Origin of the sequence: Kribbella sp. NBC_01245, from assembly GCF_036226525.1 — a bacterium.
Taxonomy (GTDB): Bacteria; Actinomycetota; Actinomycetes; order Propionibacteriales; family Kribbellaceae; genus Kribbella.
On sequence record NZ_CP108487.1, the window covers coordinates 631,483 to 644,739 of the forward strand.

13 protein-coding genes and 1 pseudogene are annotated in these 13,257 nt (G+C 68.3%); 11 read left to right on the forward strand and 3 right to left on the reverse strand.

Annotated elements, in window-relative coordinates; genetic code table 11:
* Positions 1–109 precede the first annotated feature (109 nt).
* Together OG394_RS02700 and OG394_RS02705 are read right to left on the reverse strand one after the other, a co-directional pair.
* Positions 110–781: a response regulator gene (locus tag OG394_RS02700; protein ID WP_328993194.1), complete on the reverse strand. Its 672-nt coding sequence runs from the start codon at positions 779–781 to the stop codon at positions 110–112.
* Positions 778–2,517: a sensor histidine kinase gene (locus OG394_RS02705; RefSeq protein ID WP_328993195.1), complete on the reverse strand. Its 1,740-nt coding sequence runs from the start codon at positions 2,515–2,517 to the stop codon at positions 778–780. The genes OG394_RS02700 and OG394_RS02705 overlap by 4 nt, the downstream gene beginning before the upstream one ends.
* Before the next feature lie 100 nt (positions 2,518–2,617).
* On the opposite strand from OG394_RS02705, the gene OG394_RS02710 reads away from it, so the two are divergent.
* The 6 genes from OG394_RS02710 (at position 2,618) to OG394_RS02735 (ending at position 7,956) form a co-directional block, all read left to right on the forward strand.
* Positions 2,618–3,631, forward strand: a complete 1,014-nt coding sequence (locus OG394_RS02710; protein ID WP_328993196.1) for a Bug family tripartite tricarboxylate transporter substrate binding protein — start codon at positions 2,618–2,620, stop codon at positions 3,629–3,631.
* Entirely contained in the window at positions 3,628–4,143 is a 516-nt protein-coding gene (locus tag OG394_RS02715) for a tripartite tricarboxylate transporter TctB family protein (RefSeq protein ID WP_328993197.1), read from the forward strand. Before OG394_RS02710 ends, OG394_RS02715 begins: the two co-directional genes overlap by 4 nt.
* Positions 4,143–5,645, forward strand: coding sequence for a tripartite tricarboxylate transporter permease (locus tag OG394_RS02720; protein ID WP_328993198.1), 1,503 nt, complete (start codon positions 4,143–4,145; stop codon positions 5,643–5,645). Before OG394_RS02715 ends, OG394_RS02720 begins: the two co-directional genes overlap by 1 nt.
* Complete coding sequence (locus OG394_RS02725; RefSeq protein ID WP_328993200.1) at positions 5,642–6,034, forward strand: universal stress protein; 393 nt, start codon at positions 5,642–5,644, stop codon at positions 6,032–6,034. Before OG394_RS02720 ends, OG394_RS02725 begins: the two co-directional genes overlap by 4 nt.
* Before the next feature lie 232 nt (positions 6,035–6,266).
* Positions 6,267–7,040: a L,D-transpeptidase gene (locus OG394_RS02730; RefSeq protein WP_328993201.1), complete on the forward strand. Its 774-nt coding sequence runs from the start codon at positions 6,267–6,269 to the stop codon at positions 7,038–7,040.
* A 16-nt stretch (positions 7,041–7,056) separates the two neighbouring features.
* Positions 7,057–7,956: a hypothetical protein gene (locus OG394_RS02735; RefSeq protein WP_328993202.1), complete on the forward strand. Its 900-nt coding sequence runs from the start codon at positions 7,057–7,059 to the stop codon at positions 7,954–7,956.
* Between the two features lie 23 nt (positions 7,957–7,979).
* Here the strand turns inward: OG394_RS02735 and OG394_RS02740 are convergent, their stop codons facing one another.
* A complete protein-coding gene (locus tag OG394_RS02740; protein WP_328993203.1) occupies positions 7,980–8,375 on the reverse strand; it encodes a hypothetical protein in 396 nt (131 codons plus the stop codon).
* Between the two features lie 261 nt (positions 8,376–8,636).
* Here OG394_RS02740 and OG394_RS02745 point away from each other — a divergent pair, with 261 nt between their 5' ends.
* The 5 genes and pseudogenes from OG394_RS02745 to OG394_RS02765 all read left to right on the forward strand — a co-directional run bounded on the left by OG394_RS02745 (position 8,637) and on the right by OG394_RS02765 (position 13,256).
* Entirely contained in the window at positions 8,637–8,987 is a 351-nt protein-coding gene (locus tag OG394_RS02745) for an AfsR/SARP family transcriptional regulator (RefSeq protein ID WP_328996792.1), read from the forward strand.
* Positions 8,897–9,979 (forward strand): annotated as a pseudogene (locus OG394_RS02750) (BTAD domain-containing putative transcriptional regulator); the annotation flags it as partial. The gene OG394_RS02745 and the pseudogene OG394_RS02750, both read left to right, overlap by 91 nt.
* Positions 9,980–10,684: 705 nt before the next feature.
* Positions 10,685–11,215, forward strand: a complete 531-nt coding sequence (locus OG394_RS40005; RefSeq protein ID WP_442914295.1) for a tetratricopeptide repeat protein — start codon at positions 10,685–10,687, stop codon at positions 11,213–11,215.
* A 108-nt stretch (positions 11,216–11,323) separates the two neighbouring features.
* Positions 11,324–11,767, forward strand: a complete 444-nt coding sequence (locus tag OG394_RS02760) for a VOC family protein (protein WP_328993205.1) — start codon at positions 11,324–11,326, stop codon at positions 11,765–11,767.
* A 64-nt stretch (positions 11,768–11,831) separates the two neighbouring features.
* Positions 11,832–13,256: a dihydrolipoyl dehydrogenase family protein gene (locus OG394_RS02765; protein ID WP_328993206.1), complete on the forward strand. Its 1,425-nt coding sequence runs from the start codon at positions 11,832–11,834 to the stop codon at positions 13,254–13,256.
* Position 13,257: the final 1 nt, after the last annotated feature.

The window sequence follows — 13,257 nt, forward strand, 5'->3', positions numbered from 1 at the left end:
CGACCAAGGTGACCCGCCGCTCAAGCGGTCGAATCCAGACCAATCGACGCAGTGCTTAGGGGATGCCGACCGGCAAGGGGCCGCGCGTGCACCCGTCATGCACTCAACATCAGCTCCAGCGGTAGCGGCGTTCGGGGCGGCCGGTGGAGCCGTAGCGGAGGGAGACGCCGGCCTGGCCGGTGGTGCAGAAGTGCTCCAGGTAGCGCCGGGCGCTGACTCGCGAGATCCCAACGAGTTCAGCACATTCCGCCGCGGACAAGGTGGTGTCGGCCGCGCGCAGCGTGCGTTCGACCAGCGCCGCCGTCTCCAGGCCGAGGCCTTTCGGCAACCGCGCGACGGCCGCGGGCGCGGTGCCGCGATGGAGCACGCGGTCGATATCGGCCTGTCCAGTCACAGCATCTGAAGGAAGCTCGCGGCGCTGCGCGGCGTACGTCTCGAGCCGCACGCGCAGATCGTCGAAGCCGAACGGTTTCAGCAGATAGTTGACCACGCCGTGCCGGACCGCGGCCCGAACCGCCTCGGCCTCGCGGGAGGCGGTGATGACGAGTACGTCGCAGTCCTGGCCCGCCGCCCGCAACCGGGACACCACCTCCAGCCCGAACATGTCCGGCAGGTAGAGATCGAGCAGCACCAGATCCGGCGACAGCGCCTCGACCTGGGCGAGCGCATCGGCGCCGGTGTTCGCGACGCCGACCACGCGGAAGCCCGGGACCTTGCCGACGAATCCCGTGTGGATCCGCGCCACGTGGAAGTCGTCGTCCACGATCAGAACGTCGATCATCGGGCCTCCTCCTTCCGGACGCTGACGGGCTTGACGGGCTCAACGGGCTCTCCGGGCTCAACGGGGTTGACGGGCTTGACGGGGCTGACGTGGTTGACGGACAAGCTGGCGGTGAACATCGCGCCCTCGGACGTGTTCGTCACGGCGATCTCGCCGCCTCGGCCCCTGCAGACTAACCGGGTGAGCGCCAGCCCGATGCCGCGCTCACCTTCCTTGGCCGCCTTGGTGGTGAACCCGTTGGCGAACACCTCCTGAGCCAATTCCGGCGCGACGCCTGGCCCGGAATCGCGGACCACGATCTCAATACTCGTCGCGTCCTGCTGGATCTCCACCTCGACCCAGGCCGGCGCCAACGACGTACCCGATCCGGCGGCCGCGTCGATCGCGTTGTCGACCAGATTGCCGACCACGGTGGCGACGTCGGCGGAGTCCTCGGGGATGAGCCGTTCCAGCGACGTGCGTTCCGAGATCCGCAGTTCGACCCGACGTTCGGCGGCCAGCGCGGACTTCGCCATCAGCAAGGCGGCGACGGCGGTGTCGTGGACCCGACTGGTCAGGGTCAGATCGAGCGAGGCGCGACGCTGGCTCAGTCCGTCGACATACCGTACGACCTCCTGGTGGTCGCCGATCTGGATCAACCCGGAGATGGTGTGCAACTGGTTCGCGAACTCGTGCGCCTGCGCCCGCAACAGCTCAGTCGAACTACGGAATGACCCCAGCTCGCGTTCGAGTTCAGCCAACTCCGTCCGGTCCCGCAAGGTGGTGACCGAGCCGAGCCGACGGCCGTCCTTCGCGACGTCCATCCGGTTCATCACCAGCACGCGCCCACGCCGTACGACGACCGCGTCGCGCACGTCGTCGTCGGCACGGCCCGCGGTGCCGGCGAGTACGTCGTACAGGCGGCCCTCGATCCGCAAGTCCGCCAGGCTCATCCCCACGCTGTGCTCGGGCAGATCGAGGAGCCGGCGGCCGACGTCGTTCACCAGCGTGATGCGCTGCTGCGGATCGAGCGCGATGACGCCTTCGGCCAGGCCGTACAGCATCGCCTCACGGTGCTCGGCCAGCCCGGCGATCTCGCGCGGCTCCAGACCGAGCGTCTGCCGCTTGATCCGCCGGGCCAGCAGCCAGGAGCCGATCAGCCCGATCACGCAGGCGATACCCAGATAGGTCAGCAGGTACGACGACGCGCCTCGCAGCCGTTGCCAGCTGGACGGTACCGGTTGGCTCACCGCCACGGTGGCGATGTGGTGGGCGGGCTTGGTGATGCGCCCGGTCCTCTGGTCCCGTTCCTCGTCCCCGAAGACCGGCACCTGGGCAACCAGTTGCTGCAAACCCAAGACCTCGAGATTGCCGGTCCACCCGCGGCCTTGGGCGACTCCCGGATCGCCGTACGTCAAGGTGGAGTCGCGATGGCGAGGATCGGAGGTGGCCAGAACCTTGCCCTGGAGATCAGCGATGACGACCTCGGTGACACCGGACTGGGTGAGGGTGGATTGGATCAGCGGGCCGAGTGTCTCGTAGGCCGCGGGCGCGAGAATCTGTTGCTGCACCAGCGGGGTGCCGGCCAGCTGCTCGGCGAGCGCGGTCACCCGGCGGCCCTCGACCCGGTTGAAGGTGGCCGCCGACTGCGCGAGTGACACCGCGGCTACAGCCAGCAACACCAGCACAATGACCGCCAGCTGGAGAACCAGCAGCTGGCCCGCCAGCGTCAGACGGCGATGTGCTTTTGCGACCACAATGAACTCAACCTTCGCTGCTGACATAAGGCAGACGGCGCGTCTGCTGACGAGTCAAGATCATCGCGCTGAGTCCCGCGAAGCGAAAGAGAGCAACACGATGAGAACCCCGACCAGAGCAATTCTCGGCGTAGCCACGGCAATGTCAGTGCTCGCGCTCAGTGCGTGCGGCGCGACCGCTGGTAAGGGCGAGGCCGATGCACCCGCCGGTGACGGCAAGCCGGTGACCGGGTTGCGGATCATGGTGCCGAACGCTGCTGGTGGTGGTTACGACACTACCGCGCGTACGGCGGCCAAGGTGATGGAGGACGAGAAGATCGCCGCCGGGATCCAGGTGTTCAACCTGCCCGGTGCGGGCGGCACCATCGGCCTCCAGCGCACGGTGAACGAAAAGGGCAACGGCAAACTCGCCATGCAGATGGGGCTCGGCGTGGTCGGCGCGTCGTACACCTCGAAGTCGAAGGCGACGCTGACGCAGACCACGCCGCTGGCCAAGATGATCGAGGAGGCGGGCGCGATCGTCGTACCGGCGAAGTCGCCGTACAAGACGATCGAGGAACTCGTCGCTGCGTGGAAGGCCGACCCGAAGGGGTTCGCGGTCGGTGGCGGATCTTCGCCGGGCGGACCGGACCACCTGCTGCCGATGCGGCTCGCGCAGGCCGTCGGGATCGAGCCGTCGCAGGTCAACTACGTCTCGTACGACGGTGGTGGCGAGCTGCTTCCCGCCTTGCTGGGCAGCAAGATCGCCTTCGGGGCCAGCGGATTCGGTGAGTTCAACGATCAGGTCAAGAGCGGCTCGGTGCGGGTCCTCGCGGTGACCAGTGAGAAGCCGGTCGAGGCGCTGAAGGACGTACCCACGCTGAAGTCGGCCGGGATCGACCTGGTCTTCACCAACTGGCGCGGCATCGTCGCACCGCCCGGGATCAGCGACGCCGACAAGAAGGTCTGGATCGACGCGCTGACGAAGATGCACGACTCCGCGGGCTGGAAGGCCGAGCTGACCAAGCGCGGCTGGACGGATGCCTTCATGACCGGTGACGAGTTCGGCACCTTCCTGACCGAGCAGGACAAGGCCGTCGCCGACCTGCTCAAGGAACTCGGGCTGGCGACGTGAGCGAACAGGTCGCTGTCAAAGACCGGCAGAGCGGGGACCGCGCACAGTACGGGGTGTGCGGATTCCTCGCCCTGGTTGGGATCCTGGTCGTCGTCGATGCCCTCCGGCTCGGCGCGACGACGGTCACCAACGACCCGATCGGGCCGAAGCCCGTGCCGGTTCTGCTCGGCGCCCTGCTGGTGATCGTCTCGATCTTCTACGCCGTTGACGTCGCACGGGGTGGCGAGGGCGAGGCGGAGGCCGGCGAGGACGTCGACCCGACCTCGCCGATCGACTGGCGCACGGTCGGCCTGCTGCTCGCGGCGTTCCTGGTGAACGTCGTCCTGATCGAGCGGCTCGGCTGGGTGATCAGTGGCACGTTGCTGTTCTGGGGATCGGCCTTTGCCCTGGGCAACCGTCACTACTTCCGCAATCTGGCGATCGCCGTCGGGTTGTCGTTGGCAACGTTCTACGCGTTCGCCATCGGGCTCGGCGTCAACCTGCCGGCCGGCGTACTGCAGGGGATTCTGTAATGGAGAACTTGAGCAATCTGTTGACCGGCTTCGGTGATGTGTTGACGCCGATGAACCTGCTGGTGGCGCTGCTCGGCGTCATCGTCGGTACGGCGGTCGGCGTACTGCCGGGCATCGGTCCCGCGATGACCATCGCGATGCTGCTGCCGATCACGTACGGGATGGACGCGACGCAGGCGTTCATCATGTTCGCCGGGATCTTCTACGGCGGCATGTACGGCGGTTCGACCACGTCGATCCTGCTGAACACACCAGGGGAGTCGGCCTCGGTGGTGACGGCGATCGAGGGCAACAAGATGGCGCGATCGGGCAGGGCCGCGCAGGCCTTGGCAACGGCCGCGCTCGGGTCTTTCGTGGCCGGTCTGCTCGGCACGATCGCGCTGGTCGTGGTGGCGCCGTGGGTGGTGCGGTTCGCGATCAGCCTCGGCGCGCCGGACTACCTCGCGATCATGTTGCTGGCGTTCGTCGGCGCGACCGCGGTGCTGGGATCGTCGCGGGTGCGAGGTTTTGCCGCCTTGCTGCTCGGCCTGGTGATCGGTCTGGTCGGCATCGACAAGGTGACCGGGCAACAGCGCCTCACGTTCGGCATCCCGCAGCTCGCGGATGGCATCGACGTGGTGATCGTCGCTGTCGCGATCTTCGCGGTCGGCGAGGCGCTTTGGGTGGCGGCGCATCTGCGGCGCAAGGCCGGCGAGGTGATTCCGGTCGGGCGGCCCTGGATGAGCAAGGCGGACTTCAAGCGGTCCTGGAAGCCGTGGTTGCGCGGTACGGCCTTGGGCTTCCCGTTCGGCGCGATGCCCGCGGGTGGCGCCGAGATCCCGACCTTCCTTTCGTACGCCACGGAGAAGAAGCTTTCGAAGCACCCGGAGGAGTTCGGCAAGGGCGCGATCGAGGGAGTCGCTGGTCCGGAGGCCGCGAACAACGCGTCCGCGGCCGGCACGCTGGTCCCGATGCTCGCCCTCGGCCTGCCGACCAACGCGACTTCGGCCGTGATGCTGGCGGCGTTCGTCTCGTACGGAATCCAGCCGGGACCGCTGCTGTTCGAGCGGGAGTCGTCGCTGGTGTGGACGTTGATCGCCAGCTTGTTCATCGGGAACCTGTTGCTGCTGGTGCTCAACCTGCCGCTGGCACCGGCTTGGGCGAAACTGCTGCAGATCCCGAGGCCTTACCTGTACGCCGGCATCCTCTTCTTCGCCTCGATGGGCGCCTACGTGGTGAACTCGCAGCCGGTCGACCTGGTGCTGCTGCTTCTGCTCGGGCTGATCGGGTTCGGGATGCGGCGGTTCGGCCTTCCCGTACTGCCGCTGATCATCGGCGTGATCCTCGGGCCGATCGCGGAACGCCAAGCCCGGATGTCGCTGCAACTGTCCGGCGGCGACCTGTCGGGTCTGCTCGGTGGTCCGGTGTCGTACGCGATCTACCTGCTGATCCTTGTCGTGATGGTGTGGCCGTTGGTACGACGCTTCGTTCGCAAGCCGAGCCGGGAGAAGGTGTCCGCATGACCGTGCTGGTGGGATACGTGCCGACGAAAGAGGGCGAGGCCGCGCTGGCGGCGGGAGTCGCCGAGGTTCGCCTGAGGCACGAGAGGCTGCTGGTCCTGAACACCTCTCGAGGTGACGCGTACGCCGATCCGCGGCTGGCGCAGGAGCACGATCTGGACATCGTCCGGCGGGATCTGGCCGAACTGGGGATCGACTTCGAGGTGCGTCAGCTGGTCGGCAGCGGGGATGCGGCCGACGAGCTGGTGGCGCTGGCCGCGGCCGAGCACGTGTCACTGCTGGTGATCGGGCTTCGGCACCGGACCCCGGTGGGCAAACTGATCCTCGGCTCGGCGGCCCAGCGGATCCTGCTGAACGCCGATTGCCCCGTCCTCGCCGTCAAAGCAACCTGAGCGACCTTCTTTTGCACTCATTCGTCGCAAACCGCCCTCTCAGCACCGCCTGTCTGTACAGGTCAGTGGACGGCAGAGGGCGGTTTGCGACGAATGAGTGCAAAAGAAGTCAGATCCGAACTCGGCGGTAACAAACCGTGGCGTCTTGCTGCGGATCGCCGTATCGTCACACCACGGCGACTGTCCGCGTTTCTGGCGAGGGCAGCGTCAGGCGAGACGCGGGGAGCGGGCAATGGGCAGGTCAGGCGTGCAAGAGCGGGGTAGTAGCTCCGTTCCGGCCGCGGCCGTGCTGTTGCTGCTCGGTGGTGTCGCCGCCGCCGGGATCCTCGGGGGCGAGGACGACGTCGACCTCAGCAAGCTGGCGAGTTCGACGACGCACGCGACCATCGGCGAAGCGCCGCAGGATTCGAAGCCGTTCGCCACGACCGACGGACTCGTCGTACATCCACGTGCGGAGACGGCCGTTTACACCGCGCCGGATGCGGAGCCGTTCGCCAAGATCGGCCCGCGTCAGTTCGGCCCGACCTGGCTGCCGGTCATCGAGAAGGCCGACGGCTGGGTGCGGGTGCTGTTGCCCTCCCGCCCGAACCGATCGACGGGTTGGCTGCCGGATCGGGACTTGCAGCGCGCCTACTCGCCGTACGCCATCCGGGTGCACACGGGCTCGCGGACGATCGAGGTGCTGCACAAGGGCCGCCGCCAGGGACTGTGGAAGGTGGCCGTTGGTGCGCGGAAGACGCCGACGCCGGCCGGCCGGACCTTCGTGCTCGGAGCGATCACCGACGAGCGGCAGGCGTATTCGCCGGTGATCATGCCGCTCGGTTCACATAGCCCGACGCTGGACACGTTCGGTGGCGGACCGGGTACCGTCGCGATCCACGGCTGGCCGCAGGCGAGCGTTTTCGGGGCGGCCGTCAGCCATGGCTGCATCCGGGTGCCGGCCGCGGCGCTCGACCGACTGCGCCGCATCCCGCTCGGGACGCTCGTGCTGATCGACAGCAAGTGAGAGTGAGGAACCGGAGATGAGTCGAGACTTCAGGCCAACTGTCGCGACGGTCGGAGCTGTGGCCGTTTTCGCCGCGTTCACCCTCGTTGTCGGCTCTCCGGCGGGTAACGCGGCCGACCGCCCGTCCTCGGCGTACGCCATCAGCGCCGAGGGCCAGGTGCCGATCCCGAAGACGCCGTACGCCGAGTCGGTCGACGGCCGCCAGCGGAGTTCGTCCGCGCTCACCGTCCCGGACAACCCGTTGATCTCGGCGCGGGCGGCGACCGTCACCGCCGGGAACGACTCCGCCACGGTGGAGCTCCTCGACGTGACCATCGGCCCAGGTGCGTTCAATCAGCTGAAGCTGCCGCCGGAGTTGAAGGCGGCCTGTGCGAACCTGCCCGCGCAGGGCGGCGACGACCTGCCGGTTCCCAAACTCCCACTCCCAGACCTCGGCCTGCCGCTGCCGCTGCCGGAGCTCCCCAGCACGGACGACCTTCCCGCCAAGAACCTCCGGGAACTCTGCGAACTGTTGCTCACGCCACCGGCTTCGCTGCTCGGCATCGACAGCCTCAACGTGTGGTGCGCCGGCGACAAAGGTGGCACCGACGTCGGCTCGCTGACGTTGCTCGGCCAGAAGATCGCCATCCCGACCACCCAGGACCGCATCAAGATCCCGGCCGCTCCGTTGGCCGAGATCACCATCAACGAACAGGTCACCCGCTCGGACGGCTCGTTCACCATCACCGGTGTGGTGATCAACCTCGGGCAAGGCGCCGAGGTCATCCGGCTGGCCTCGGCGACGTGTTCGAAGCCCACCCCGAAGACCAAGCCCACGCCGAAACCGACGACGACCAAACCCACCAAGCAACCCGAGCGCCCACCGTCCGCGCCGCCGCCCAGCCCGGTCGAAACCCGCCACCCGGTCACCGGCTAGCGGGCCGAGCTAGCGGGCCTGGGCTAGCTGGGCTGGGGAAGCTTCGCGTTCCAGTGATGGAGCTGATCGGCGATCCCGGGGAGCAGCGGATCGCCGACGGTGGTGTCGATGCCCAGGAAGCGGACGCCGATCAGGGCGAGCGCGAGCAGGGCGAGGAGTAGGCCCAGCACGTTGAGGGCGCTGCCCGCGATCTCCGGGGTGCGGGTGGTGATCAGACCGACCAGGCCGGCGACCAGCGCCAACGCGCTCAGCGCCACAGCGAGGCTGAACAAGATCGAAAAGGTTGCCGTGAGCACCGCACCCAGCCCACAGACGAGGGCCGTCTCCGCGGCCATGGACATCCGCACCCGCGACGCCGGCGAACTCTCGATGAGCGCGTCCAGCCCCACCTCACTTTGGCTACCGCTATAAGTCGCCATACTCCAGGCTAGTCCGCAAACGCCCGCCAGACGGCCAAGAAACGGTCACGAACGACCGGCCCGTTCACGCTGGGCCGACCGATGCGGATGCAGAGCTGGTTGTAGGTGGTCGCGGTCCGCTAGCCTCTGGGCAATTGCGCGTGATCCTGTTGGGGACGGGTGGCTTTGAGTTCAGAACGTGCGCTGGAGATCCGGCTACTCGGACCCCTAGAGGTCCTGGTGGACGGCATTCCGGTGCAGCTGGGAGGCGGACGCGCCCGGGTGCTGCTTGCCGTGCTGGCGTTGTCCGCGGGTGAGCCGGTCTCGGCGGACGCGCTGATCGCGCGGGTCTGGGGCGAGCCGAATCTGTCGGCCGAGCGGGGAAACCTCTACACCTACGTACGACGACTGCGCAGCGTGTTGGGGAGCTCGGCCATCGCCACGGCGGGGGCGGATATCGGCTGGACGTGGACCCGGAATGCGTGGACGCGCGCCGGTTCCTGGCACTGCTGGACCGCGCGGACCAGAGCCGGGCCGACCAGCACCAGGACGATGTCGCCGAACGGATGTTGCTGGGTGAGGCGCTGGACCTTTGGCGGAGCGCGCCGTACGACGAGCAGTCGGACTGGTTGAGCCAGTGCGAGGCGCCGCGTTTGACGGAGCGCTACCTGACCGCGTTGGAGCGCCGGGCCGACCTGGACCTCGCGGCCGGGCGCCATGCCGACTTGGTGGCCGAGTTGCGCCGACTGACCCAACAACGTCCGCTGCGTGAGCCGTTGTGGACCCGCCTGCTGGTGGCGTTGGCCAGATCGGGACGGCCTGCGGAGGCGCTTGAGGCCTACGAGACGATTCGCCGCCGGCTGGCCGATGAGCTCGGGGTCGATCCCTCGCCGGAGCTGCGGCAGATCCATGCCGACTTGCTCGAGGGGTCGGCTCCTGAACTGCCGGGAGGCGCGTCGGCGACCCATGGGGTAGACCGCCCGGCGGCCGTCGTACCGCAGCAGTTGCCGGCGGACCTGGCGGGATTCACCGGCCGGGCCGACGTGATCAAGGCACTCGACCGCCTGCTCGACGACGGTTCGGGCGAGTGGAGCGGATCGCCGACTGTGCTCGCGTTGCATGGCGGCGGCGGGATCGGCAAGACGACCCTGGCGGTGCACTGGGGTCACCGGGTCAAGGAACGGTTCCCGGACGGCCAGCTGTTCGTCGACCTCCGCGGCTACGGTCCGGGGAGTCCGACCGCACCGGCCGAGGCTCTGGACGGGTTGCTCCGAGGGCTGGGGATCTCCGGTGCGCAGATACCCGAGGGCGTCGACCCGCGAAGTGCGTTGCTGCGCGGCACGCTCGCGGACCGGCGGGTGCTGATCATCCTGGACAACGCGCGCGACGCGGAGCAGGTACGGCCGCTGCTGCCCGGCGCCGGCGGTCCGGCGGTCGTGGTGACCAGTCGGAGCCAGCTGCGCGGCCTGGCGACCCGCGAAGGCGCCAAGCGCATCGCCGTGGAGACCTTGTCCGGCAAGGAGTCCGTGACGTTGCTGCGTGACCGGCTGACCGACTGCCAGGTCCGCGATGACGCATTGGCCGAACTGGCCGGGCTGTGCGGGCATCTGCCGCTCGCGCTGGCCGTGGCGGCGGAGCGGGCCGGACGTTCCAGCGGCGGCGCGCTCGACCAGTTGCTCGGGGAGCTGCGGGCAGAGCGGGATCGCCTTGACGCACTCGACTCCGGGGAAGACGTTTCGAGCAATCTCCGTTCGGTGTTCTCGTGGTCGTACAACGCTCTCGATCCGGATACCGCCCGGGTGTTCCGGCTGATCGGCCTGCACCCGACGAACCAGCTCGGCGCGATCGCCGCCGCCGCCCTGGTGGGCAATCCGTTGCCGCAGGCAAGGAAATTGCTGGATCGGCTGGTCGAGACCAATCTGCTCCAGGCGACTGGTGACGGTCGCTACGCGATGCACGATCTGGTCCGGGACTACGCCAACGAGCTCGTCGGCACCGCCAGCCCGATCGAGGAGCGGGAGGCGGCGATCTCCCGTCTGGACAGCTGGTACGTCCACACCGCCGCCAACGCACGGAAGGCCCTCACGGGCACCGCCGTCCGCGTCGAGCTGGGCGACCTCGAACCGCGGGTCCATTGCCTGGACTTCAGCAACGACGAGCAGGCCAGAGCCTGGTTCGTGGATGAACGAGTCGCCTTGTTCGCACTCATCGCCAGTAGCGCGCGGGCGAGCCTCTGGCACCTCTGCCAATTCGACGAGGCGGCGGTGCAACTGGAAGTCGCTCGCGAGTTGTACCGGAAAGGCGGGCACCGCGACGGGGAGTGCCGGGTCATGGGTGACCTCGGTCTGGTTTATAGCGACACCGGCCGGCTGACCGAGGCGATCGAGATCACGGAGCAGCAGCATCGACTGGCGCTTGAACTGGGCATGACCTACTACATCAGCCATTCGCTGAACAATCTCGCCACCATGTATCGAGACACCGGTCGCCTCACCGACGCGGTTCGGGCAGCCGCACAGGCGGTGGACGGTCATCGGGGCGTCGGGGACCCGTCGTACCTGTGCCAGGCGCTCGACACCCTCGGTGAGGTACACCTGGCCCGGGGTGCCGCTGACGACGCCGCGGCTTGCTTCGACGAGGCGCTCTGTCTCGCTCGCGAGCTCGGCTATCGGTGGGCTGAGGCGGTGATCCTGCGCAATCTCGGCCTCGCCCGGCTGCGGACAGCGCGAGTCGCGGAGGCTCGGCGCTCGATCCGGGCAGCCCTGGACATCGTGGACGAGATCAAGGCCGAGGATACCGGCGACCTGCGCCGCTCCGACCTGATCGATCTGCTCGCGCAGCTCGATCGCGAGTCCGGCTGAGGTGCTGCCCGGGCATGACGTACAGGGACAGCGTCATTTGACGGGCGCGGGGGAGGGCAGACGGTTTCTACGTTGGGGATTACCCAAACCAGTCTGGAGAAGCTCGTCATGGATCTGAAGTTGGAAGTGCTGGTCGTGCCGGTTGCCGATGTGGATCGGGCCAAGGCGTTCTACGAGCGGCTCGGGTTTCGGTTGGACGCCGACTTCGCGACCGAGGCGGGCTTCCGCGTCGTACAGGTGACTCCGCCGGGATCGGAGGCGTCGATCATCTTCGGGAACGGGGTGTCGGCGGCTGCCGCCGGTTCGGCCCAGGGCTTGCATCTGGTGGTGTCCGATATCGAGGCGGCTCGTGCCGAACTCGTCGCCCGCGGTGCCGACGTCAGCGAGGTCTGGCATGACGCGGACGGCATCTTCCACCACGCCGGCGAGGCGAATCGAGTGGCGGGGCCGCATCCGGCGCGGGCCGACTACGCGTCTTTTCTGTCGTTCAACGATCCCGACGCCAACGGCTGGATCGTGCAGGAAGTCGTCAACCGCGCTCCCGGCCGCTGATCACCGGGCACCTGGCACGATCATTGGGTCTTTAACGAATAGTCCGCTGAACGAGGGAGAGCCAATGGAACCGGCTGCGTACGACGTCATCGTGCTGGGTGGTGGTGCCGTCGGAGAGAACGTTGCCGATCGCGCGGTGCAGGGCGGGCTGACCGCCATCATCGTGGAGAGCGAGCTTGTCGGCGGCGAGTGCTCTTATTGGGCGTGTATGCCTTCGAAGGCGTTGTTGCGCTCGGCACAGGTCCTCCGTGCGGCGCAGCGGGTCCCGGGCGCGGCCCAGGCGGTGACCGGCACGCTCGACGTACCGGCTGTGCTCGCGCGGCGCGATGAGTTCACCAGCCATTGGTCCGACGCCGGCCAGGTCAGCTGGCTGGAGTCGGCGGGTATCGCGCTGGCCCGCGGCCACGGCCGGATCACCGGGCCGAAGGAGGTCACCGTCACCGCGCCCGACGGCTCGACGTCTGTGCTCGTCGCGCGGCATGCGGTGGTCGTGGCGACCGGATCCGACGCCCTCGTGCCCAACATCCCGGGCCTTCGCGAGGCACACCCGTGGACGAGCCGCGAGGCGACGAGCGTCAAGTCGGTGCCGGCCAGCCTCGCGATCATCGGCGGTGGCGTGGTCGCGGCTGAGATGGCGACGGCCTTCACCAGCTTTGGTACGGCAGTGACGTTGATCGCGCGCAGCGGACTCCTCGATGGGTTGGAGCCGTTCGCCGGTGAGCAGGTGGCCAAGGCGCTGCGCGAACAGGGTGCGACGGTGCTGCTCAACACGGGGACCACGCGCGTGAGCCGGACGGAGGACGCGGTCACCATCGAGCTGGGCGACGGCTCGTCCGTGACCGCCGAGGAGGTGCTGGTCGCGACCGGCCGTACGCCGCGAACGGGTGACGTCGGCCTGGAGATGGTCGGGCTCACGCCTGGTTCGTGGCTGGAGACGGACGACACTCTGCTGGTCAAGGGCTTCGACTGGCTGTACGCCGTTGGCGACGTCACGCATCGCGCGCTGCTCACGCATCAGGGCAAGTACCAGGCGCGTGCTGCCGGGGACGTCATCGCCGCCCGTGCCAAGGGCCGCGCCGTTTCGGCCGCGCCGTGGGGTACTCACGTGGCGACGGCCGATCACCAGGCCGTTCCGCAGGTGACGTTCACCGAGCCCGAGGTCGCGTCCATTGGCCTCACCGCCGCGGCCGCCGAAGCCGCGGGCTACCCGATTCGCGTGGTCGACTACGAGATCGGCCGGGTCGCGGGCGCGAGCGTTCGCGCGGATGGGTATGAGGGGACTGCCCGGATGGTCGTCGACGAGCGGCGACAGGTCATTCTCGGCGTCACGTTCGTCGGGCCGGACGTCGGCGATCTGTTGCAGGCGGCAACGGTCGCGGTGGTCGGCGAAGTACCGCTCGACCGGCTCTGGCACGCCGTACCGGCCTATCCCACGATCAACGAGATCTGGCTCCGCCTCCTCGAAACCTACGGCCGCCCGACAACCTGAC